The sequence below is a fragment of the Luteimonas huabeiensis HB2 genome, from assembly GCF_000559025.1.
Taxonomy (GTDB): Bacteria; Pseudomonadota; Gammaproteobacteria; order Xanthomonadales; family Xanthomonadaceae; genus Luteimonas; species Luteimonas huabeiensis.
Genome location: NZ_JAAN01000042.1, coordinates 78,381 through 100,114, shown reverse-complemented (window position 1 = coordinate 100,114; position 21,734 = coordinate 78,381). Strand labels below are relative to the sequence as shown.

The window sequence follows — 21,734 nt, the reverse complement described above, 5'->3', positions numbered from 1 at the left end:
AACGACCCGGATCCGGTCTGCGCCGCGTGCGAGACCCAGCACGAGGTGGTCGCGCCCGCGATCGCCGTATCGAAGACCGCCGATCCGGGCAACGGCGCGGAAGTGCGCGCGGGCGACACGCTCGTCTACACGCTGACGGCGACGGTCTCGAATTCGGCCACGCTCGACGCGCTGACCCTGACCGACACGCTGGGCGCGGGGCTGAGCTTCGGCGAGGTGACCGATGCCGGTGCGTTCGCCTGCACCGGTGCGCTGAGCTGCACGCTGCCGGCGGGCACGCTGCCGGGCACCTACGCGCTGACCTACACCGCGACGGTGAACCCGGACGCGACCGGTGCGGTCGGCAACGTGGTGGCCGCCAGCGGCGGGACCGGCGAAGGCGGCACGCCGCCGGAGTGCGCGGCGTGCAGCACCGAGCATCCGCTGGCCGCGCCGCGGGTGACGATCGCCAAGCACGCCGCGCCCGGCGACGGGCAGGAAGTGCGGGTCGGCGACAGCATCGAGTACACGCTGACGGTGACGGTGGAGAACTCGGCCACGCTCGCCGACGTGCGGCTGACCGACACGCCCGGGCCGGGCCTGGCGGTGGGCGCGCTGCCGGCGGGCTGCGCCGGCGATGGCGACGGGGTGACCTGCGTGCTGCCCGCCGGCGCGGTGCCGGGCGCGTACACCTTCGTCTACCCGGCGGTGGTGACGGCCGATGCGGCCGGTGCGGTGGAGAACGTGGTGCTGGGCGCGTACGTGGGCGAGGGCGGCGGCCCGGAGCCGGAGTGCACGCAGTGCCGCACCCGCCACGAGGTGGCCGACGAGGCCGAGCTGCGGATCGTCAAGACGGTGGGCTCGCGCAACGTCTCGATCGGCGACCTGGTGCGCTACACGCTGACGGTGGAGAACGTGGGGGCGGTGAACGTGACCGACGGCACCGTGATCGACACGCCGCCGGCGGGCTTCGGCTACGTGGAAGGGTCGATGGCGGTGGCCGACCGCGACGGTGCGTTCACCCTGGAAGGGCGGCATCCGCTGCGGATCGGCGGCCTGGACATCGCCGCCGGCGAGCAGGCGACCATCGTCTACCTGCTGCGGGTGGGCGCGGGCGTGCGCCCGGGCGTGCACGTCAACGAGGCGGTCGCGGTGGACGAGGCGGGCGAGCGGGTGTCCAACGTGGCGAGCGCGCAGGTGACGCTGGAGACGGATCCGCTGCTCGACGACAGCCTGATCTTCGGCACGGTGTTCGACGACCGCGACGGCGACGGCTGGCAGGACCGCGCGGACCTGAGCGGGGTGCGGGTGCAGGGCGGTTTCGCGCCGGGCGCCTATGTGGCGGGCTCGACGACGCTCGACCGCGGCGACGGCCCGCAGCCGGTGGCCGACGCCAGCGCGCCGCTGCTGCACGGGATCGAGGTGGGCGCGATCGCCGCGCGGCAGTCGGTGGCCGATCCGGTGGACGCGCACCGGGTGACGATCCGTCAGCGGCTGCGCACGCTCGAGTTCACGGACGATTTCGTGCTGACCAGCGCGCAGGGCGTGCGCGTGCGGATGGCGGCCGACGGTTCGACGCGGGTGGAACGCGAGGGCGAGGCGGCGAAGGGGCTCAATGCGGCCGAGCCGGTGGTGACGCGCAGCGTGGCGGCGGTGGAAGGCGGCTTCGAGGTGGCCTACGTCATCGACAACCATGGCATCGACGAGCGCGGCATACCCGGCGTGCGGATCGCCTCGGTGGAGGGCCTGCTGATCGAGACCGACCAGTACGGGCGCTATCACCTGGCGGACGTGCACGGCGGCGAATGGCACCACGGGCGCAACTTCATCCTGAAGGTGGACCCGGCGACGTTGCCGGCGGGGGCGGAGTTCACGACCGCCAACCCGCTGGTGCGGCGGGTGACGCCGGGTCTGCCGGTGCGGTTCGATTTCGGCGTGCGGCTGCCGGTGGAGGAGATCCCGGGCGGCGAGCAGCGGGTGGAGCTGGAGCTGGGCGAGGTGATCTTCGCGCCGGACAGCGCGGTGATCCGCGAGGCGTACCTGCCTGCGATCGAACGCATGGCCGAGCAGGTGGAGCGCTACGGCGGCGGCGAGGTGGCGATCGAGGCCGACGGCGAGACCCGGGCGCTGGCCTACGACCGCGCCAACGCCGTGCGCGATGCGCTGCTGGCGCGGCTGGGAACGGAGTCCCGGGCGGGCCTGAGCGTGGTGCTGCGCACCCGCGTGGACGATCCGCACACCCTGGTCGCGGGCGTGGACGCCGGCGGCGCGCTGCTGGGCACGGTGCTGTTCGATACCGATCGCGCCGAGATCCGGCCCGAGTTCGAGGGTCTGCTCGATGCGGTGGCGCGGCGGCTGGAGGCGCTGGGCGGCGGCGTGGTGTCGGTGGTCGGCCATACCGACGTGCGCGGTTCGCACGCCTACAACGCCGAGCTGGGCCTGCGCCGCGCCAAGGCGGTGCAGCAGGCGCTGGCGGCCAGGCTGAGCGCAGAAACGAGAGACAGGGTGCGCGTGGAGTCCAGCGGCGATCCGACGGTCCCCGTCGGTACGGAACGCGAGTAAGGGGGGCGTCATGGACAAGAACCGGATCATGAAGAAGACACTGCTCGACACCGCCCTGCTCGGCATCCTGGCGGGCATGAGTTCCGCCGCCCTGGCGCAGGCGCCGTCGTCGGAGGGGGCCGCGGCCGCCGACGCGGCGATGGACTGCGACGACGGCGCCTGCAGCGCCGACGGCGAATTGCTGTTCCGCGTGCGTACCCGCAGCTACGACCAGCCCGTCACCACCGGCACCAGCGAGCGCTCCTCCTCGCAGGCGCTGCAGCCCGATCGCCGGGCGACGGTGGCGCTGGACGCGCCCGGCCGCGCGGACGTGCGCGGCGGGTTTTCGGTGCAGCTGCCCGGCGGCGGCGTGGTCTGGGCCACCGAGGATCCCAGCCTGGGCGCCCCGGAACTGACCGTGTCGGCGCCGACGATGGTGGCCTTCGACGGGGGGCGCATCGTCGAGCCGGTCAAGTTCTTCGTGCGCAGCAACTACGTCGCCTTCGTCGATCGCTACGAGCTCGCGCTCTACCGCGGCAACGACGGCGACCTGATCGACCCGGTGGCGCGGCTGGCGCTGCCGGTCGAGGCGGTGTCGCAGAGCGAGTGGGACGGCGCACTGCCGGCCGACATCCGCTTCCGCGCCGGCGACGAGCTGGTGTACGTGCTGCGCGCCTACGACGCGGCCGGCAACTTCGACGAGACCGCGCCGCGCAAGCTGCAGCTGGTGCGGCCCGACGAGGCCGAGCGCGGCTCGCAGTACCTGCGCGACAGCCTCGAGCGCTCGCTGGGCGCGCCGCTCGGCGCCGAGCAGGCGCAGACCCAGGCCCTGCTCGACGACGTGTTCGCCGAGAACGGCCTGCGCCAGCAGAACATCCCGATCTACGGCTCGCGGGTGCGGGTGCAGGGCCGCAACCTGCCGGAAGGCTATGGCCTGCGCATCAACGGCGAGAGCTACCCGGTCGATCTGGAGCGCAAGTTCGTCGCCGAGTACCTGATGCCGATCGGCCGCCACCGCTTCGAGCTCGAGCTGGACGGGCCGGAGGGCACCCGGCCGCTGCGGCGCGCGCTCGACGTGGAGGTGAGCGGGCGCTACTTCTTCGGCGTGGGCCTGGCGGACGTGACGGTGTACCAGAACAAGGCCAGCGGCCCCGGCCGCTCGCTGGCGCTGGCCGGGCGCGAGGACGACATCCTCAGCGACGGCCGGCTGGCGTTCTACCTGAAGGCGAAGACGCAGGGCAAGTACCTGATCACCGCCCAGGCCGACACCCAGAACCGGCCGCTGGAGGACCTGTTCGACGGCTTCACCTCGGCCGACCCGCAGGACGTGTTCCGGCGCCTCGACCCGGACCTGTACTACCCGACCTACGGCGACGACTCCAACACCTGGCGCGACGTCGACACCATGGGCCGCTTCTACCTGCGCGCCGAATGGGACAAGAACGAGGCGCTGTGGGGCAACTTCGACACCGGGCTGACCGGGACCGAGTACGGCCAGTACGTGCGCTCGCTGTACGGCGCGGCGCTGAACTGGCGTTCGCGCGGGGCCAATGCGTGGGGCGACCCGGCCACGCAGCTGCGCGCGTTCGCCTCCGAGGCGCAGACCGCGCCGGGCCACAGCGAGTTCATCGGCACCGGCGGCAGCCTGTACTACCTGCGCCACACCGACCTGCTGCCGGGCTCGGAGCAGGTGGTGCTGGAGGTGCGCGACCGCACCACCGGCCGCGTCGAGCAGCGAGTGGAGCTGCTGCGCGGTGCCGACTACGAGATCGACGAGCTGCAGGGCCGGATCCTGCTGACGCGGGCGCTGGCGCAGATCACCCGCCAGAACATGCCCACGCTGACGCGCGACACGCCGCTGGACGGCTACGAGCAGCGGCTGCTGGTGGACTACGAGTGGGTGCCGAACGACTTCGACGCCGACGAGATCGCGGCGGGCGTGCGCGGCAGGCACTGGTTCGGCGACCACGTGGGGGTGGGGCTGACCTACGTGGACGAGAACCGCGCCGGCGAGGACTACTCGCTGATGTCGGCCGACGTCACCCTGCAGGCGGGCAAGGGCACGTACCTGAAGCTGGAGCACAGCCGGACGGAGGCCACCAGCGCGCCGGTGTTCTTCTCCGACAACGGCGGCCTGAGCTTCACCCGGATCAACCCGGCGGGCCCGCGCGAGGGCGAGGCCACGGCGGTGGAGGCGCGGGCGAACTTCCAGGAACTGGGCTGGGCGGCGCAGCCGTGGAGCGCGGGCGCGTGGTGGCGGCAGGTGGATGCCGGCTACTCGATCTCGCGCTTCGACACCGGCGCCGACATCGAGGAATACGGCGCCGAGGTGCTGGGCCAGTTCACGCCCAACGTGGGGGTGTACGCGCGCTACAGCCGCGCCGAGCGCGACGACGATGCGCTGACCCAGGCGCAGGCGAACGTCGAATGGCGGATCGGCGAGGTCGACGCGCTGGCCTTCGAGCTGCGCCGGGTGGAGGAGCGCCGCGGCTCGCTGGACGCCGCCGGGCTGCTGGGTGCGCTGCGCTACACGCGCCGCATCGGCACCGCGCTGGACCTGTACGGCATCGCGCAGCTGACCCTGGACGACGACAGCGGCCGCTACGAGGACAACGACGCCTACACCCTGGGCGGGCGCTACAACTTCGCCAACCTGTCCACGGTGGGCGCCGAGCTGACCACGGGCGATCGCGGCGACGCCGCGCGGGTGGACGCCGAGTACCGGCTGTCGCCGCAGCACAGTTTCTACGGCGCCTACACCTACTCGACCGACCGCAGCGACTACGACCCGCTGTTCAACCCGAACGCGCAGAACGGCTGGACGCTGGGCCAGCGCTGGCGGCTGTCGAACCAGGTCAACCTGTTCAACGAAAGCCAGTTCCTCAAGAGCCGCCGCGAGAGCGGGCTGGCGCACACCTACGGCATGGACTTCTATCCGGCCCAGGGCTGGAACCTCGGCTTCACCCTGAGCGACGGCGAGCTGACCAACAGCGCCGGCGGCCAGGTGGACCGGCGCGCGATCAGCCTCAGCGGCGGCCGCACCTCGGCCGTCACCAGCTGGCAGAGCAAGCTGGAGTGGCGCGAGGACAGCGGCGCCGAGCGGGTCACCCAGTGGGTCACCACCCACCGCCTGACCCACAAGCTCAACGAGAGCTGGCGGATCGCCGCGCGCTTCAACTACGCCGACACCCAGGACGACCTGAACCCGGCGGCGAGCGCGAAGTTCATCGAAGGCAACGTCGGCTTCGCCTACCGCCCGTGGAACAGCGCCCGCTGGGGCCTGTTCGGGCGCTACACCCACCTGTACGACCTGGCCACGCTGGGGCAGGTGGGCGGGGCGGACTACGACCAGCGGACCCAGGTGCTGTCGTTCGAGGGCGTGTACCGGCTGGACCATCACTGGGAGTTCGCCGGCAAGCTGGCGCGGCGCGAGGGCGACGTGCGCTTCGGCCGCGGCACCGGGGCGTGGTTCGACTCGGCCACGACCTTCGCCGCGGGCCAGGTGCGCTACGAGCTGGTGCAGCGCTGGCACGCGATGGCCGAGTACCGCTGGCTGGACGTGAAGGACGGCGGCACGCGGCAGGGCTGGATGGCCGGCGTGGACCGCGACATCGGCCGCAATTTCCGCATCGGCGCCGGCTACAACTTCACCGACTTCAGCGACGACCTGACCGACTTCGACTACGACCACCGCGGATGGTTCGTCAACTTCGTGGGCTCCTACTGAGATCGAGAGCGATGAGAAAGATCGAGACAACGACGCCGAAGACCCGCTTCGGCGCGGCGCCGCCGGCATGGACGGCCCGCCGCGCGTCGCGCCCGGCGCTGCTGCTGCTCTGCGCGCTGGCGCCCGGCCTGGCCGCGGCGCAGAACGTGCTGTGGGAGGACTATCGCGGGCAGGACAACGTCCCTTCGGACGCCAACTACATCGGAACGCCCGGCGCGCCGAAGTTCGACAACTTCCCGAACAACATCGCCATGCCGCTGTTCCGGGCCCTGACCGCGGACCCGGCCAACGCGGCGCGGACCGGCAGCAGCCCCAACATCGATTTCCGCCAGGCGCCGCAGGCCCCGGACGAACCCGCGTTGTGCAACAGCACGCTTCCGAACTGGACGACCAGCACCGCCTGCCGTTACCAGGCGCAGGGGCGGGTGATGTACTCGCTGATCTCGTTCCCGCTGGCGGGCACCTACACGCTTCAGGCCGCCCACGACGACAACCTCGTGGTGGAACTGTCCACCGACTACACCAACACCAACTACCGCAACGCCTCCTACGACATTCCGGTGGGCGCGCTGGCCGAGTACACGAGCAATGACCAGACCTTCGCGACGGTCGGCACCTTCAATGCGGCCAGCCCGAGCAGTTGCGCGCTGATCCGCGTGTACTGGACCAACCAGAACGGCGTCAACCACAGCAGGCTGCGCTGGACGCTGCCCAACGGCACGACCGAGATCGTGCCGGCCTCGGCGTTCCGGGATCCGTCGCAGCCGGTCAGCGCCGCGGACTGCAACGGCTCGATCACCGGACAGGGCCGGGCGCTGGTGTTGAACAAGGTGCTCGGCACCGAGCGCGTGGATCCCAGCGACCAGTTCGTCATCGAGATCGGCACGTCGCCGACAGGCGGCACGGTGCGGGCGGCGGTCACCGCGGGCAGCGGCACCGGCCAGGCGGCCAGCACCGGCGCGTTCCCCGCCGCGGCCAATACGACCTACTACCTGCGCGAAGCGATGGCGGCCGGCAGCGTTTCCTCGCTCGCCGCCTACGACACCAAGATCGAGTGCAGCAACAACGGCGCTCCGTTCGTGCCGACCCAGGTCGGCGCGCCCGGCGACCGGATCTGGAGCGTCGCCACCAGCGGCGGCGACGACCAGATCGTCTGCAGCATCGCGAACGCCGCGCGCCTGGTCGACCTGCGCATCGACAAGCAGGTCGCCGCGGACAACGTGGCCAGCGGCGACGACGTCGAGTACACCCTCGTGGTCACCAACGACGGGCCGTCGGCGGCGACCGGCGCCACGGTGACGGACGCCCCGGGCGCCGGCCTGACCTGCCCGGCCGCCAGCCCGGTGACGTGCAGCAGCTCCGCATCGCCATCGGCCTGCCCGGCGGCAGCGCTGACCATGCAGGACCTGTTGAACGGCGTCGTGCTCGGCGCGCTGCCCGCCGGCGCGAGCGTCACCTTCGGCTACACCTGCACCGCGGACTGAGCGGGATCGGCCGCGTTCGCGCGTCTGCGCACGCCTGGCCTCGCGGCGGGCCGGGCGCGGGCGGCGCGCTCCAGAGCGCATGACGCGCTCCGGCTCGACGCGCGCCTACCGCGCGCAGGCGCTGCCGCGATAGGTCCGCGCCAGCGCCTCGTACGCGGCCTGGCGTTCGTGCGCGCCGGGCGCGGCGGGCGCCACCCGCCAACGGAACTCCGCCTCGCGCATGCGGTTCTCCCAGGCGCGGCACAGCGCCTCTTCGGGTACCGCTTCGCAGACGTCCTCGACCTGCTCGCAGGCCTGGCCGGCGCCGAGTCCCGGCAGGCCGCCGATGCCGACCGTGGCCAGCGGGCGGCAGCGGGTGGCCGGCACCGCGTCCTCGGTGAGATAGCGCTCGCCGTCCCAGCGCATGCACTGGTAGAGCGCAGGCGGCGGCTCGGGCTCGGCGGGCGGTTCCGGGCGCTCGGCGTCGCCGGCGACGGCCGGCGCCTCCGCCGCCGCCGCCGGTTCCGCGGGCGGGGCCGGCGTGGGCGCCGGCACGAAGGTGGGCAGGGGCGGCGGCACCTCGACCTGGATGATCTGCTGGCGCTGGCCGGCGGGGCAGGGCGCCAGGTTCTGCAGGGTCACCGCGCCGCGGGCGTCGGTGCAACGGTAGATCACGCGCTCGCCGGCGCCTGCGGCGAGCGCCGCGGCCGCGAGCGCACCGGCGATGCCCCATCGCGCCTTCATCGAATCCCGCAATCCTCCGCCAGCCGCGCGTTGAGCGTGCGTTCCTCCACGCGCAGGCGGCTGCGTTCGCTCTCCTGCGCATTGAAGAAGCGGCGGCGCAGGGTCTCGCGCTGGTCGCGCAGCCGCGAACACACCTCCGCCTGCGGCAGCCGCGTGCACGCGTCGCGGATCCAGGTGCCGCCGCCGCCGTAGTAGGCCCCATCGGGGTGCGGCGGGCGCGGGCGGACCGGCGGCGGCGGCGGCGCCTGCGGCAGGTTGCGCGGCGAGGGAATGCTGATGTTGTTGATCGGCACCGTGCTCAGGCCCGTGGCCGGCGGGCGGGTCGCGCCGCGCTGTCCGGGCCGGGCCGGCCGCGGGCCGCGCGCGTCGTGCCCGCCCAGCGTCCACAGCGGCACGAAGCGCGGATTGCCCTCGCCGTCGTCGCTCAGATAGCGCTCGCCCTCCGGGGTCACGCATTCGTACATCGGCTGCGGCGCGCGCAAGACCGCCACCTGGGCAGGCTCGACGACCTGCGCGGGCGGGGCCGGGACGGGCGGGGGGGGCGGGCGCGGCGGCGGATCCTGCGGGCGCTGCATGACCCGCGTCTGCTGGCGGGCGCCACCGGTGCAGGGGGCGTCCTGCAGGGTGACCCGGCCGTGCGCGTCGGTACAGCGGTACAGCGTCACCTCGTCGGCGGCGCGCAGCGGCAGGGCCGTCGCCAGGGCGAGCAGCGCGCAGACGCGTATCGGGCGGACGTCGGGCATGCCGGCATCATGCGCGAGCCGGCGCCACGGGAAAACCTCCCCAGGCCCGGACGTTCAGGCGCGGCGGCCGGCGGACGCGCGCCGGGCGCCGGGCGCGGCAGAGACGCCCGGGGCGAACGGCTCGCGCCGCCCGGACGGTTTCCGCGGTCCGGGCCCCTATGCCGCGTCGAGCGCGGCCCGCCGCGGCTGGTCGGCGCGCAGCAGGCGGGCGATGGCGGCGGCGGCGTCGCGGCCCTCCTGCACGGCGGTGACCACGAGGTCCGCGCCGCGCACGGCATCGCCGCCGGCGAACAGCCGCGGGTGCGCGGTCTGGTAGGGCAGGCGGCCCTCGCCGCCGGCCAGGATGCGGCCGTTGGCGGCGGTCTCGACGCCGTGCGCGCGCAGCCAGTCGGGGGCTTCCGGCGAGAAGCCGAAGGCGATGACGACCACGTCCGCGGCCACCGTCGATTCGCTGCCGGCCACCGGCTCCGGGCGGCTGCGGCCGTGCGCGTCGGGCGCGCCCAGCCGGGTCTCGACCACGCGCACGCCGGCCACGCGCCCGTCGGCGCCGGCCTCCACCGCCAGCGGCTGGCGGTTGAACAGGAAGCTCACCCCTTCCTCGCGGGCATTGGCGACCTCGCGCGCGGAACCGGGCATGTTGGCCTCGTCGCGGCGGTACACGCAGCTCACCTCGGCGGCGCCCAGGCGGATCGCCGAGCGCACGCAGTCCATGCCGGTGTCGCCGCCGCCCAGCACCACCACCCGCTTGCCGCGCAGGTCCGGCACGGCGACGCGGTCCTCCCAGCCGGCGATCGGCCGCCCCTCGGGCTGCAGGCCGGTGACCACGCGGCCGTTCTGCACCAGGAACGGCAGCGCCGGCAGCACGCCGTCGAGGTCCTGGCCGGGCAGGCCGCCGTCGGTGTAGCGATAGGCGCCCAGGCCGAGGAACACCGCGTCGTGCTCGTCCAGCAGCGCGTCGAGGCCGACGTCGCGGCCCACCTCCACGCCCAGGCGGAAGCGCACGCCCATGCCCTCCAGCACCTCGCGGCGGGTGGCGATCACCGACTTGTCGAGCTTGAAGCTGGGGATGCCGAAGTGCAGCAGGCCGCCGATCTGCTCGTAGCGGTCGAACACCACCGCCTCGATGCCGTGGCGCGCCAGGCGCTCGGCGCAGGCGAGCCCGGCGGGCCCCGCGCCGACCACGGCCACGCGCTTGCCGGTGGCCACCACCTTCGACAGGTCCGGGCGCCAGCCCTGGGCGAAGGCGGTGTCGACGATGTACTTCTCGACCGCGCCGATGGTCACCGCGCCGAAGCCGTCGTTGAGGGTGCAGGCGCCCTCGCACAGGCGGTCCTGCGGGCACACGCGGCCGCACATCTCCGGCAGCGGGTTGGTCTCGTGGCACAGCGCCGCGGCCTCCAGCAGGCGGCCCTCCTCCACCAGCCGCAGCCAGTTGGGGATGTAGTTGTGTACCGGGCACTTGGCCTCGCAGTACGGGTTGCCGCAGTCCAGGCAGCGGCCGGCCTGCAGCGCCGCCTCGCCCGGGTCGAAGCGCCCGTAGAGTTCGTTCCAGTCGCCGGCGGTGCGCAGCGCGAGCGGGATCCGCCGCGGCATCTCGCGCGGCTCGTCGAGGAAGCGGAAGACGTTGCGCTTGTTCATGGGGCGGGAATCGGGAATGGGGAATCGGGCATGGGAGAAGCGGAACGCGCGTGCGCTGCGGGCGCGCGCGCAATGCGGGACCCGCGTTTTCGACTCCCCACTCCCGATTCCCGATTCCCAGCGCTCATGCCGCCCTCCGCAGATCCTCGGCCAGCGCTTCCAGGCTCGCGGCCTTGGGCTTGACCAGCCAGAAGCGGCCGATGAAGTCGCGGAACTCCTCCAGGATGCGCGCGCTCCAGGCGCTGCCGGTGAGCTGGGCGTGCGCCGAGACCAGGTCGGTCAGGTGCTGGCGGTAGTTGTCCAGGCCCTCCGGCGAGATGCGCAGGATGTCGATCAGCTCATGGTTGTAGCGGTCGACGAAGTCGCGGTCGAGGTCGAGCACGTAGGCCAGCCCGCCGGTGAAGCCGGCGCCGAAGTTGAGCCCGGTGCGGCCCAGCACCACCACCGCGCCGCCGGTCATGTACTCGCAGCAGTGGTCGCCCGCGCCCTCGATCACCGCCACCGCGCCCGAGTTGCGCACCGCGAAGCGTTCGCCGGCGCGCCCGGCGGCGTACAGCTCGCCGCCGGTGGCGCCGTAGAGGCAGGTGTTGCCCAGGATCGGCGTGGCGCGCGAGTCGTAGGCGCAGCCCTTGGGCGGGTACAGCACCAGCCGCCCGCCGGCCATGCCCTTGCCGACGTAGTCGTTGGCATCGCCTTCCAGGGCGATCTCCAGGCCGCCGGCGTTGAACGCACCGAAGCTCTGGCCGGCGGTGCCGGTGAGCTTGAGCGAGATCGGCTGCGCGGCCATCCCGGTGTTGCCGTGGCGGCGCGCGATCGCGCCGGACAGGCGCGCGCCGATCGAGCGGTCGGTGTTGCGCACGGCGTACTCGCCCCGCGCGCCGGTGCCGGCCTCGATGGCCGCGGCCAGCGCCGCGTCGAGCTGCCGCGACAGCCCGTCGGGCGGCGCATGCAGCGCGGGCGCGCCGCAGTAGGCGGCCGGGTGGCGCGGGTCGCGCTCCAGCAGCCGCGAGAGGTCGATGCGCACGTGCTCGCGCGGGGTGTCGAGCCACTGCTCCAGCAGCTCGGTGCGGCCGACGATCTCGTCCAGCGAGCGCGCGCCCAGCCGCGCCAGTTCCTCGCGCACGTCCTCGGCGATGTTGCGGAAGAAGGTCTCCACGCGCTCGGGCAGGCCCTTGAAGTGGGCCTCGCGCAGGCGCGCGTCCTGGGTGGCCACGCCGGTGGCGCAGTTGTTGAGGTGGCAGATGCGCAGGTACTTGCAGCCCAGGGCGATCATCGGCCCGGTGCCGAAGCCGAAGCTGTCGGCGCCCAGCAGCGCGGCCTTGACCACGTCGCGCCCGGTCTTGAGCCCGCCGTCGGTCTGCAGCAGCACGCGCTCGCGCAGGCCGTTGGCCTGCAGCGCCTGGCGCGCCTCCGACAGCCCCAGTTCCCAGGGCACGCCGGCGTAGCGGATCGAACCCAGCGGGCTGGCGCCGGTGCCGCCATCGTGGCCGGACACGGTGATCAGGTCCGCGCCGGCCTTGACCACGCCGGCGGCGATCGTGCCCACGCCGGCGTGGGAGACCAGCTTCACCGAGATCAGCGCATCCGGGTTCACCTGGCGCAGGTCGAAGATCAGCTGCGCCAGATCCTCGATCGAGTAGATGTCATGGTGCGGCGGCGGCGAGATCAGGCCGATGCCGGGCTTGGCGTAGCGCAGCCGCGCGATCAGCGCGTCCACCTTGCTGCCCGGCAGCTGGCCGCCCTCGCCGGGCTTCGCGCCCTGGGCGATCTTGATCTGCAGCACCTCGGCGTTGATCAGGTACTCCGGGGTCACCCCGAAGCGGCCGGAGGCGATCTGCTTGATCTTGCTGCGGCGTTCGCTGCCGTAGCGCGCCGGGTCCTCGCCGCCCTCGCCGGAGTTGCTGCGCCCGCCCAGGCGGTTCATCGCGATCGCCAGCGCCTCGTGCGCTTCCGGCGACAGCGCGCCCAGGCTCATCGCGGCGGAATCGAAGCGCCGCACGATCGCCGACACCGGTTCCACCTCGTCCAGCGGCAGCGGCGCGGCGGCCGCGCGCGGGCGCAGCAGGTCGCGCAGCGCCGCGGGCGGGCGCTCGTCGACGAAGGCGGCATAGCGTTTCCAGTCGGCGCGCTCGCCGGTGGCCACCGCGCGTTGCAGGCTCTGCACCACGTCCGGGTTGAACGCGTGGTACTCGCCGCCGTGCACGTAGTGCAGCAGGCCGCCGGGCTCGGGCAGGGCGTTGTCGTCCCAGCCCAGCGCGGCGAGGTGGCGCGCGTCGGCTTCCAGGCGCGCGAAGCCGGCGCCGCCGATGCGCGAGGGCGTGCCCTCGAAGCACAGCGCGACCACCTCGTCGTCGATGCCCACCGCCTCGAACAGCTGCGCGCCGCGGTAGCTGGCGATCGAGCAGATGCCCATCTTCGACAGGATCTTCAGCAGGCCCTTCTTGACCCCGCGGCGGTAGCTGCGGCCGATCTGCAGCGGCTCGCCGCTGAAGCGGCTGCCGAGGATGCCGCGCCGGCCCAGCGCGTGCAGGGTCTGGTAGGCGAGGTAGGGATAGACCGCGGTGGCGCCGTAGCCGATCAGGCAGGCGAAGTGGTGCGGATCGCGCGCGGTGCCGGTCTCCACCACCAGGTTCACCGCGCAGCGCAGGCCGGTGCGCACCAGGTGCAGGTGCACCGCGCCGGTGGCCAGCAGCGCGTGCACCGCCGCGGCGCCCTGGCGCGGGCGGCGGTCGGACAGGATCAAGAGCTCCACGCCTTCGCGCGCCAGCGCCTCGGCCTGCGCGCGGATGCGCAGCAGGGCGTCGCGCAGCGATTCGCCGGCGTCGAAGTAGAGATCGATGTAGCGATAGCGCTCGGCGAAGCGCGGCAGCGCCAACAGTTGGTTGAGCTTGCGCTGCGACAGCACCGGCGAGTTCAGCAGCACGTGATCGACGTTCTCGGCGCGGTCCAGGAACAGGTTGCCCTCGCGGCCGATCTGCGTGGACAGCGTCATCACGCAGTCCTCGCGCAGCGGGTCGATCGGCGGGTTGGTGACCTGGGCGAAGGCCTGCCGGAAGTAGTCGTACAGCGGGCGCACGCGCTGGCTCATCGCCGCGACCGGGGTGTCGTCGCCCATCGAGCCGATGCCTTCCTGCTCGGTCTCGGCCAGCGGCCGCAGCACCGATTCCTGTTCCTCGCGGCTGAGCTGGAACAGCTTCTGGAAGGCGAGCAGGGTCTCCGGGGTGAACGGCGCATCGGTCAGCGCCGGATCGATCAGTTCGGTGTGCAGGTAGGTCATGCCGCGCTTGAGCCACTGCTTGTAGGGCGCGCGCGCGCGGTTGATGTCGTCGATGGCGTCGTTGCCGAGCAGGACGCCCTCTTGCATGTCCACCGCGATCATCTCGCCCGGGCCGAGCTTGCCCTTGGCGCGGATCTTCTCCACCGGCAGGTCCCAGACGCCGGTCTCCGAGGCGATCAGGAACACGCCGTCGGTCGACAGCGTCCAGCGCGCCGGGCGCAGGCCGTTGCGGTCCAGCGTGCAGCCGGCGTAGCGGCCGTCGCACATGACCACGCCGGCGGGGCCGTCCCAGGGCTCGGAGTTGATCGAGTAGTACTCGTAGAAGGCGGCGAGATCGGTGTCCTTGTATTCGACCGATTGCGCGGCCGGCGGCATCAGGATGCGCATCGCCTGCAGCAGGTCCATGCCGCCGAGCAGCAGCCATTCGAGCATGTTGTCCAGCGTCTGCGAATCCGAGCCGTGCATCGACACCGGATCGTCGAACTCGGAGACGTCGAGCAGCGGCGACGCCCATACGCCCTTGCGCGCCTGCGCCCAGCGGCGGTTGCCCTCGATGCTGTTGATCTCGCCGTTGTGGGCCAGGCGCCGGAACGGGTGCGCCAGCGCCCAGCGCGGCAGCGTGTTGGTGGAGAAGCGCTGGTGGAACACCACCGCGCTGGCCGCCAGCTCGGGCCGCGCCAGGTCGGGGTAGAGCTGCGCGAGCCGGGTCGGCAGCACCATGCCCTTGTAGCCGAACAGCCGCGCCGACAGCCCGGTCACGTAGAAATCGGCGACCTCGCGCAGCGCCTGCTCCGCGCGGCGGCGCGCCAGGTACAGGGCGCGCTCGAGCTCCATGTCGTCGGCGCCGTCGGATTCCACGAACACCTGCTCCACCCGCGGCATCGCCTCGCGCGCCAGCGGGCCGCAGGCCGATGGGTCCACCGGCACCGCGCGCCAGCCGGCCACGCGCGCGCCGATCCTGGCGATCTCGGCGCCGAGCGCGTCGCGGCAGCGCTGCGCGGCCAGCGCGTCGTGCAGCGGCAGGAAGACCGTGCCCACGGCGACCGTGCCCGCGTGCAGCGCGATGCCGGCCTGGTCCGCCAGCCAGCGCACGCTGGCGCCGGCGTTGCACAACAGCACGCCGCAGCCGTCGCCGCTCTCGCCGTCGGCGTTGATGCCGCCGCGATGCCCCATCCGCGACAGCGCGGTCAGCGCATCGTCCACCGTCTCGCGGCGCGCCGCGTTGTCGATCCGCGCGATCAGGCCGAAACCGCAGTTGTCGCGTTCGTTGTCGGGGTCGTACAGGCCCCGATCCGGAGCATTCCGCATCGTCGCTGCCGTGTGCTGGGGGAGGGCGGGGTTCGGAGCGCCCGGCCTCATGCCTGGAGCGCAACGCATCCGCGTCCCGACTACAGCACACTTTAGTGCAGTGCGGCAATCGCCCGGCGGCCGCGGCTCGCGGGGGGCGCGTTCAGCAGGCGCCGGCGCTTGCTAGACTCGGGCCGTTGACCAGGCGAGGGATTGCACATGCGCAAGCGCGCGCGCTGGCTCCTGCTGCTGCCGGCCTGCCTGGCGGCCGGCGCCTGCGCGCAGCCGGCGCCCGCAGCCGAGGACGAGGAGGCGCAGCGGATGTCCGATACGGTGACTCGCGGCCGCACGGTGGACGGCTACACCTACACCGATGCGCCGGTGGAGGCGCGGCTGGGGCCGCATGTCTTTCGCTTCCCGGCGAACTACTACGACGACCAGATGGGCCCGTTCTTCGACGGCAGCCTGGGCCTGCGGGTGCAGTGGCCGGACCTGGCGCCGATGCCGCCGGGGGAGACCTCTCGGCAGACGATGGACGCGTTCATGAAGGCGGTGGACTACGCGCTGGACTACGTGGACCGCGTGCCGATCCGCGAGAGCCTGCGGCGGACCACCATGCGCGGCGAGTACATCTACGAACCGGACGACGTGGAATATCGCGACCCCGAGGGCCGGCTGGACCTGCGCGTGGCGCAGCCGGAGGCGATGGGGCTGGTGCGTTACGACGTGGACCCGGACGACGCGGCGGCGTATGCGCGCGCGTACGAGGCCCAATGGGGGCGCCCCTATGCGCCGATTCCCGGCTGGCGGAAGGACTGGTACGTGGCCCGGGATGCCGACGGGGAGATCGTCACCTTCATCCAGTGCGATACCGACAAGATCACCGATGGGCTGGTCGTGGAAGGAGGCGAGCTGCGTCCCAGCCCGAATCCGAAGGACCGAGTGGCTCAGTGTACGCACTACCTGATCCTGCCGGAGGACGACATTTCGGTTCGCATCACGTACGTGCGCGTGCTGCTGCCGGACTGGAAGCGTTTCGAGAGCCGGATCAAGCAAATTTTGCAGGACTACAGGGTGCGGTAGCGCAAGGAGGGGTGCATGGGCGGCTTGATCGAGAAGGATCTCAAGATACTCGGCGAGTATGCACGGGACGGCAATCGCGAACTCTACTGGAACTATCTTGCCCAGACGCCGGGCAACGACGGCTACGGCCTGCTGGCACTGGGCGTGGTGCGCAACGACAACATGCCCGGTGCCACCGCCAACGCCTATGCGCAGGGCCATGCACGGGTGCAGCAGACCCGGCACGGCTCCGAGTTCGCCGACCGGAACGATATCAGCGAGCGCGAGTGGGACCGGTTCGGGCAGCGCTTGGTCGAAGAGGACTTCAAACGGCGCGAGTTTTACATCGAGCGCCAGCGCCCCGAACTCGCGCTCAACCTGCCCGTGCGGGACGTGCAAGACTCCCATGACCAGGCCTTCCGCGACCACCAGATCGACCCCAACGCCTGGACGCCGCGAATCCTGCTGGAAGCGGCGCGCCGGCAGGGCGGCGAGGCGGCGGCCGAACAGGTCTGGGGCGACATGCTGGACAACGATGCGCGCGGCCTTGCGCGGGCGGCGGCGACCGCGCGCCACGTCGCCGAGCACTTGCCGGCACCGCAGCGACATCGCTACGCGAGGGACGTGGCACTGGCCTATGCGGAGGCGGCGGTCGCGTTGCCGGCGACCGATCCGGACCGGATCGGCGCGCGCAACGTGTACTACCGGCGGGAGGACGAGGGGCGGTGGTCGTGGGTCGTCGAGCACTCGCGCGGCGTATCCACGATGCCGGTACGCGAACCCGAACGTCTGGCGCGGCTGGAAGACACCCATGCGCTGCGCCTGGAACAGCAGCAGCGTCGGCAAGAGTTCCACCCCGAGGACGGCTATCGTCCGATCGCCAGGAGTCCGCGGCTGCTGGTGCAGGCGCCGGAGGTGGAGACGGCGCCGTACCTGGTCGCGGCGACCGCAGCGACGCGGCCGTCCGATCTGCGCGATGCCGGCCATCCCGGGCACCTGCAGTACCAGCGCGCCTACGAGCGGGTGCGGCTGTTCGAGACCCAGCACGGGATCGCCGAGAGCGCCTACAGCGAGCGGCTGGCGGCGTCGCTGTCGGTGCTGGCCAAGCGCGAGGGAATCGACCTGGATCGCGCGTTCGTGCGCGGCACGGTGGCCGATGGATTGGCGCTGGTCGAGCGCGCGTCCGCGGGCGGCGCGGGCGAGCGGCGGGTCGGATTCGATGCGGCAGCGCTTTCCAACCGGCCGATCGAGGCGAGCTCGCGGGCCTGGGCGGCGCTGCAGTCGCCGCACTACGCGAGCGACGCGCCGCCCGCGGCGCGGTCGCCGGCGCAACTGCAGGCGATCGCGCGGCTGTCGCCGACCGATCTGGCGCTGTATGCGCGCATCCGCGAGGGCGCGCCCGCGCACATCGGCGACGACCACGTGCTGCATGCGCTGTCGCAGGCGCGCGAGCAGGGGGCGAGCGACGCGGGCCGGGTGCAGCGGGTGGCGATGGCGGGCGATGCGCTGTGGGTGCAGATCGCACCGCCGGGCTGGCGCGCCGAGGTGGACGTGGCCGCGCCGGCGCCGGCGGCCGCCGAGAGCCTGGCGCGCATCGATGCGCAGCACGATCGGCATGCGCAACAGATGCACGAGGCTTCGCAGCGCGGCCAGCGGGCGCAGGAGGCGGCGCTCGCGATCTGAGCGACATCCGCCGCGCGGACACGCCATCCGGACGCATCGCCCTGCGGCCGATCGCGCGCCGCTCCTGGGTGCTTCTTCCCGCTCGCGGGGCGTCCGATGAGCGGTGATGCCCGGCGACGGCAGGAAAACGCCGGCTCGCCACCCAGGCCGGCGCGCCCGTGTCCTGGCGACGGGCGAGGAAGCGGCACGAAACGGGGCACGCACGGCAAGCGGTTCGCCTCGGGGTGCCGGCTGCCTGCGCGCTACAGCCGCAGCGCGCGTCCGTCGCGGGCGTCGCGGATCGGGGTAGGCCGGTCGAGGTCGCCGGTCTCGCCGTCCACCACGCCGTCGATCGCGGCGCGCAGCGCCGGTTCCATCTCCGCGAGGCTGCGCGGCGGCGGCGCGCCGGCGTGGTTGGCGCTGGTCGACACCAGCGCGCCGCCGAAGGCCCGGCACAGCGCGGCGACCTGCGGGTGCGCGCTGCAGCGCACCGCCACGCTGTCGTGTTCGCCGCGGATCCAGCGCGGTACGCGCGCGGTCGCCGGCACCACCCAGGTGTGCGGGCCCGGCCAGGAAGCGAGCACCGCGTCGCGTCGCGCGGACGGCAGCGCCGCCCAGTCGACCAGGCCGTCGAGCTGGGCCGGATCGGCCGCGGCCAGGATCAGTCCCTTGTCGGCCGGCCGCGACTTGATCGCCAGCAGCCGCCGCACCGCGGCCTCGTCGAACGGATCGCAGCCCAGGCCCCACACGGCCTCGGTGGGATAGGCGAGCACCGCGCCGGCGCGCAGGCGCTGCGCGGCCTCGGCGATCGCCAGGCGCGGCGCCGCGGCGTTCACCGGGCGCCGCCGCGGGCGGACAGGAGCGCGGACGCGCGCATGCCGGGCCGGCTCAGAACGGCGCGTCGTCGTCGCCGGCGGCCGGGCGCGCGGCCTTCTTCGCCACCGTCTTCTTCGCCGGCGCCTTTTTCGCCGCCGTTTTCGCGCCGGCGGCCTTCTTCGTCGCGGTCTTGCGCGCGGCCTTCTTGGCCGTCTTCTTGGCGGCGGTCTTGGCAGGGGCCTTGGCGGCGGCCGAGGTCTTCTTGGCCGGCGCCTTCTTCGCCGCGGTCTTCTTGCCGAAGCGCCCGCGCGCGGGCTTGCCGGTCTCCTCCAGCAGCCTGGTCGCTTCTTCCAGCGTCAGCGATGCCGGCTCGCGATCCTTCGGGATCTTGCCGTTGAGCCTGCCGTCGCTGATGTAGGGGCCGTAGCGGCCGTTGAGCACCTGGATGTCGCTGCCCGGGAACGCCTTGATGATCCGGTTGCGCGCGATCTCTTCCTTCTCCTCGATCAGGAACACCGCGCGGGCGAGGTCGATCGTGTACGGGTCGTCCTCCTTCTTCAGCGAGGCGTAGGTGCTGCCGCGCTTGGCGAACGGGCCGAAGCGGCCGATGCCGACGCTGACTTCCTCGCCCTTGTCCTCGCCCAGCACGCGCGGCAGCAGGAACAGTTCCAGCGCCTCCTCCAGGGTGATCGTGTGCATGCTCTGGCCGGGCCGGAGCGAGGCGAACCTGGGCTTGTCCTCGGCGTCCTCGGCGGTGCTGCCGATCGCCGCGTAGGGCCCGTAGCGGCCCAGGCGCACGCTGACCGGCTTGCCGGTCTTGGGATCGGTGCCCAGCTCGCGCGCGCCGGTCGCTTCGGAACGGTCCACCGATTCGGTCTTCTCGGCCACCAGTTCCTTGAACGGTCCCCAGAACTTCTCCATCAGCGGCACCCACGCCTCCTCGCCGCGGCTGACCGCGTCCAGCTCGTCCTCGAGCTTGGCGGTGAAGTCGTAGTCCACGTAGCGGCTGAAGTGGCTGGACAGGAACTTCGACACCGCGCGGCCGACGTCGGTGGGGCGGAAGCGGCGGTTCTCCAGCTCCACGTACTTGCGGTACTGCAGGGTCTGGATGATCGAGGCGTAGGTGGACGGGCGGCCGATGCCGTACTCCTCCAGCGCCTTGACCAGCGAGGCTTCCGAATAGCGCGGCGGCGGCTCGGTGAAGTGCTGCGCGGCGACGATGCGGTCCAGCGGCACGCGGTCGCCGGGCTTCATCTGCGGCAGCTTGCGGCCCTCGTCCTCGTCCTCGGCGGCCTTCTGGTCCTTGCCTTCCTCGTACACGGCCAGGAAGCCCGGGAACACCACCGTGGTGCCGCTGGCGCGGAAGCTGTGCTCGCTGCCGGCGGCCAGGTCGACGCTGACGGTGTTGAGCGTGGCGGGCACCATCTGGCTGGCCACCGCGCGCTTCCAGATCAGCTCGTAGAGGCGGCGGCCGTCGTCGTCGAGATGGCGCGCGACCTGCGCCGGGGTGCGCAGCGCGGAGCTGGGACGGATCGCCTCGTGCGCCTCCTGCGCGTTCTTCGACTTGGTCTGGTAGAAGTTCGGCTTGTCGGGCAGCGACCTGGTGCCGAAATCGCGCGCGATCACGTCGCGGATCTCGCCCAGCGCGTCCTGCGACAGGTTCACCGAGTCGGTACGCATGTAGGTGATCAGGCCGACGGTGCCTTCCTCGCCCAGGGTCACGCCCTCGTAGAGCTTCTGCGCCACGCGCATGGTACGCGAGGTGGTGAAGCCGAGCTTGCGCGCGGCCTCCTGCTGCAGGGTGGAGGTGGTGAACGGCGGCGCCGGGCGGCGCTTGCGCTCCTTGCTGACGACGTCGGTGACGTGCAGCGCGCCGCCGGCGGCCGCGGCGATGCGCGCGCGGGCGTCCTCGGCGGTGTCGCCGTCGGTGATGGTGAACTGCTCGAATTTCTTGCCGTCGAGCTTGGCCAGCTTGGCCGAGAACGGTTGCGCCGGGTGCGCCAGCTCCGCGGCGATGGTCCAGTACTCGCGGGCGACGAAGGCTTCGATCTCCTCCTCGCGCTCGACGATCATCCGCAGCGCCGGTGACTGCACGCGGCCGGCCGACAGGCCGCGCTGCACTTTGCGCCACAGCACCGGCGACAGGTTGAAGCCGACCAGGTAGTCGAGCGCCCGGCGCGCCTGCTGCGCGTCCACCAGCGGCTCGGCGATCTGCCGCGGGCGCGACATCGCTTCCTTGATCGCGCGGGGGGTGATCTCGGTGAAGACCACCCGGTGCAGGTCCTTGTCGTCGAGCAGGCCGCGCTCGCGCAGGATCTCCACGATGTGCCAGCTGATCGCCTCGCCCTCGCGGTCCGGGTCGGTGGCCAGGTAGATGCCCTCGGCGGCCTTGGCGGCCTTGGCGATCGCCTCGACGTGCTTCTCGTTCTTGTCGATCAGGTCGTAGCGCATCCGGAAGCCGTTGTCGGGATCGACCGCGCCCTCCTTCGGCACCAGGTCGCGGACGTGGCCGTAGGAGGCCAGCACCTGGAAATCCTTGCCGAGGTACTTGTTGATCGTCTTGGCCTTGGCGGGCGACTCGACGATGAGGAGGTTCTTGGCCATGACGGGGGCGTTTTCCGGAAAGGGCCGGGCGCGGGTGCCGCCGGGCCGACAAGTCTCGCAGACAGGGACGCCCGGGGCCTTGACCCCGGGCGTGCTCTTTCTAGTGGAATCATGCCGGGCCGTCGGCTGTCAAGCCGCGGGCCCGGCGCGGGCCGGGATTGTGGCCGGTCCGGCAGCCGGAGGCCAGCCGG

General features: G+C 72.5%; 11 protein-coding genes. 5 read left to right on the top strand and 6 right to left on the bottom strand.

Annotation, left to right across the window (positions count from 1 at the left end; translation table 11 throughout):
- From Z164_RS0116965 to Z164_RS0116955, 3 genes are all read left to right on the top strand, one after another.
- A partial coding sequence (locus Z164_RS0116965) for an OmpA family protein (protein ID WP_024891872.1) occupies window positions 1–2,541 on the top strand: 2,541 nt, incomplete at its 5' end.
- 28 nt (window positions 2,542–2,569) lie between these two features.
- Window positions 2,570–6,247: a TonB-dependent receptor gene (locus Z164_RS0116960; protein WP_152540995.1), complete on the top strand. Its 3,678-nt coding sequence runs from the start codon at window positions 2,570–2,572 to the stop codon at window positions 6,245–6,247.
- Between the two features lie 11 nt (window positions 6,248–6,258).
- Complete coding sequence (locus Z164_RS0116955; RefSeq protein WP_024891870.1) at window positions 6,259–7,731, top strand: DUF11 domain-containing protein; 1,473 nt, start codon at window positions 6,259–6,261, stop codon at window positions 7,729–7,731.
- Window positions 7,732–7,836: 105 nt separating this feature from the next.
- On the opposite strand, the gene Z164_RS0116950 is transcribed toward Z164_RS0116955, so the two are convergent.
- The 4 genes from Z164_RS0116950 to gltB all read right to left on the bottom strand — a co-directional run bounded on the left by Z164_RS0116950 (window position 7,837) and on the right by gltB (window position 15,420).
- The gene (locus tag Z164_RS0116950) at window positions 7,837–8,454 is read right to left on the bottom strand and encodes a DUF4124 domain-containing protein (protein ID WP_043690597.1); all 618 of its coding nucleotides are present in this window, start codon (window positions 8,452–8,454) and stop codon (window positions 7,837–7,839) included.
- The gene (locus tag Z164_RS0116945; protein WP_052338500.1) at window positions 8,451–9,197 is read right to left on the bottom strand and encodes a DUF4124 domain-containing protein; all 747 of its coding nucleotides are present in this window, start codon (window positions 9,195–9,197) and stop codon (window positions 8,451–8,453) included. Before Z164_RS0116945 ends, Z164_RS0116950 begins: the two co-directional genes overlap by 4 nt.
- Window positions 9,198–9,353: 156 nt before the next feature.
- Window positions 9,354–10,835, bottom strand: coding sequence for an FAD-dependent oxidoreductase (locus Z164_RS0116940; RefSeq protein WP_024891867.1), 1,482 nt, complete (start codon window positions 10,833–10,835; stop codon window positions 9,354–9,356).
- 124 nt (window positions 10,836–10,959) lie between these two features.
- Window positions 10,960–15,420 carry a glutamate synthase large subunit gene (gene gltB, locus Z164_RS0116935; protein WP_024891866.1) on the bottom strand — a complete coding sequence of 1,487 codons (4,461 nt, stop codon included), beginning with the start codon at window positions 15,418–15,420 and terminating at the stop codon, window positions 10,960–10,962.
- Between the two features lie 198 nt (window positions 15,421–15,618).
- Between gltB and Z164_RS0116930 the strand changes: the two genes are divergently transcribed.
- Both Z164_RS0116930 and Z164_RS20870 read left to right on the top strand, forming a co-directional pair.
- Window positions 15,619–16,482: a hypothetical protein gene (locus Z164_RS0116930; protein ID WP_052338499.1), complete on the top strand. Its 864-nt coding sequence runs from the start codon at window positions 15,619–15,621 to the stop codon at window positions 16,480–16,482.
- Between the two features lie 15 nt (window positions 16,483–16,497).
- Complete coding sequence (locus Z164_RS20870) at window positions 16,498–18,144, top strand: XVIPCD domain-containing protein (RefSeq protein WP_024891864.1); 1,647 nt, start codon at window positions 16,498–16,500, stop codon at window positions 18,142–18,144.
- A 242-nt stretch (window positions 18,145–18,386) separates the two neighbouring features.
- Here Z164_RS20870 and tsaC read toward each other — a convergent pair whose 3' ends face one another.
- Together tsaC and Z164_RS0116915 are read right to left on the bottom strand one after the other, a co-directional pair.
- Window positions 18,387–18,959, bottom strand: a complete 573-nt coding sequence (tsaC, locus tag Z164_RS0116920; protein ID WP_024891863.1) for an L-threonylcarbamoyladenylate synthase type 1 TsaC — start codon at window positions 18,957–18,959, stop codon at window positions 18,387–18,389.
- Window positions 18,960–19,011: 52 nt separating this feature from the next.
- Window positions 19,012–21,543, bottom strand: a complete 2,532-nt coding sequence (locus Z164_RS0116915) for a DNA topoisomerase I (protein WP_024891862.1) — start codon at window positions 21,541–21,543, stop codon at window positions 19,012–19,014.
- Window positions 21,544–21,734 lie beyond the last annotated feature (191 nt).

Bases quoted from the DNA above. Each gene is read 5' to 3' on its own strand.
- Z164_RS0116955 (WP_024891870.1), top strand. From the start codon at position 6,259: ATGAGAAAGATCGAGACAACGACGCCGAAGACCCGCTTCGGCGCGGCG.
- Z164_RS0116960 (WP_152540995.1), top strand. From the start codon at position 2,570: ATGAAGAAGACACTGCTCGACACCGCCCTGCTCGGCATCCTGGCGGGC.
- Z164_RS0116950 (WP_043690597.1), bottom strand. From the start codon at position 8,454: ATGAAGGCGCGATGGGGCATCGCCGGTGCGCTCGCGGCCGCGGCGCTC.
- Z164_RS0116930 (WP_052338499.1), top strand. From the start codon at position 15,619: ATGCGCAAGCGCGCGCGCTGGCTCCTGCTGCTGCCGGCCTGCCTGGCG.
- Z164_RS0116915 (WP_024891862.1), bottom strand. From the start codon at position 21,543: ATGGCCAAGAACCTCCTCATCGTCGAGTCGCCCGCCAAGGCCAAGACG.
- gltB (WP_024891866.1), bottom strand. From the start codon at position 15,420: ATGCGGAATGCTCCGGATCGGGGCCTGTACGACCCCGACAACGAACGC.
- Z164_RS0116940 (WP_024891867.1), bottom strand. From the start codon at position 10,835: ATGAACAAGCGCAACGTCTTCCGCTTCCTCGACGAGCCGCGCGAGATG.
- Z164_RS0116945 (WP_052338500.1), bottom strand. From the start codon at position 9,197: ATGCCCGACGTCCGCCCGATACGCGTCTGCGCGCTGCTCGCCCTGGCG.
- Z164_RS20870 (WP_024891864.1), top strand. From the start codon at position 16,498: ATGGGCGGCTTGATCGAGAAGGATCTCAAGATACTCGGCGAGTATGCA.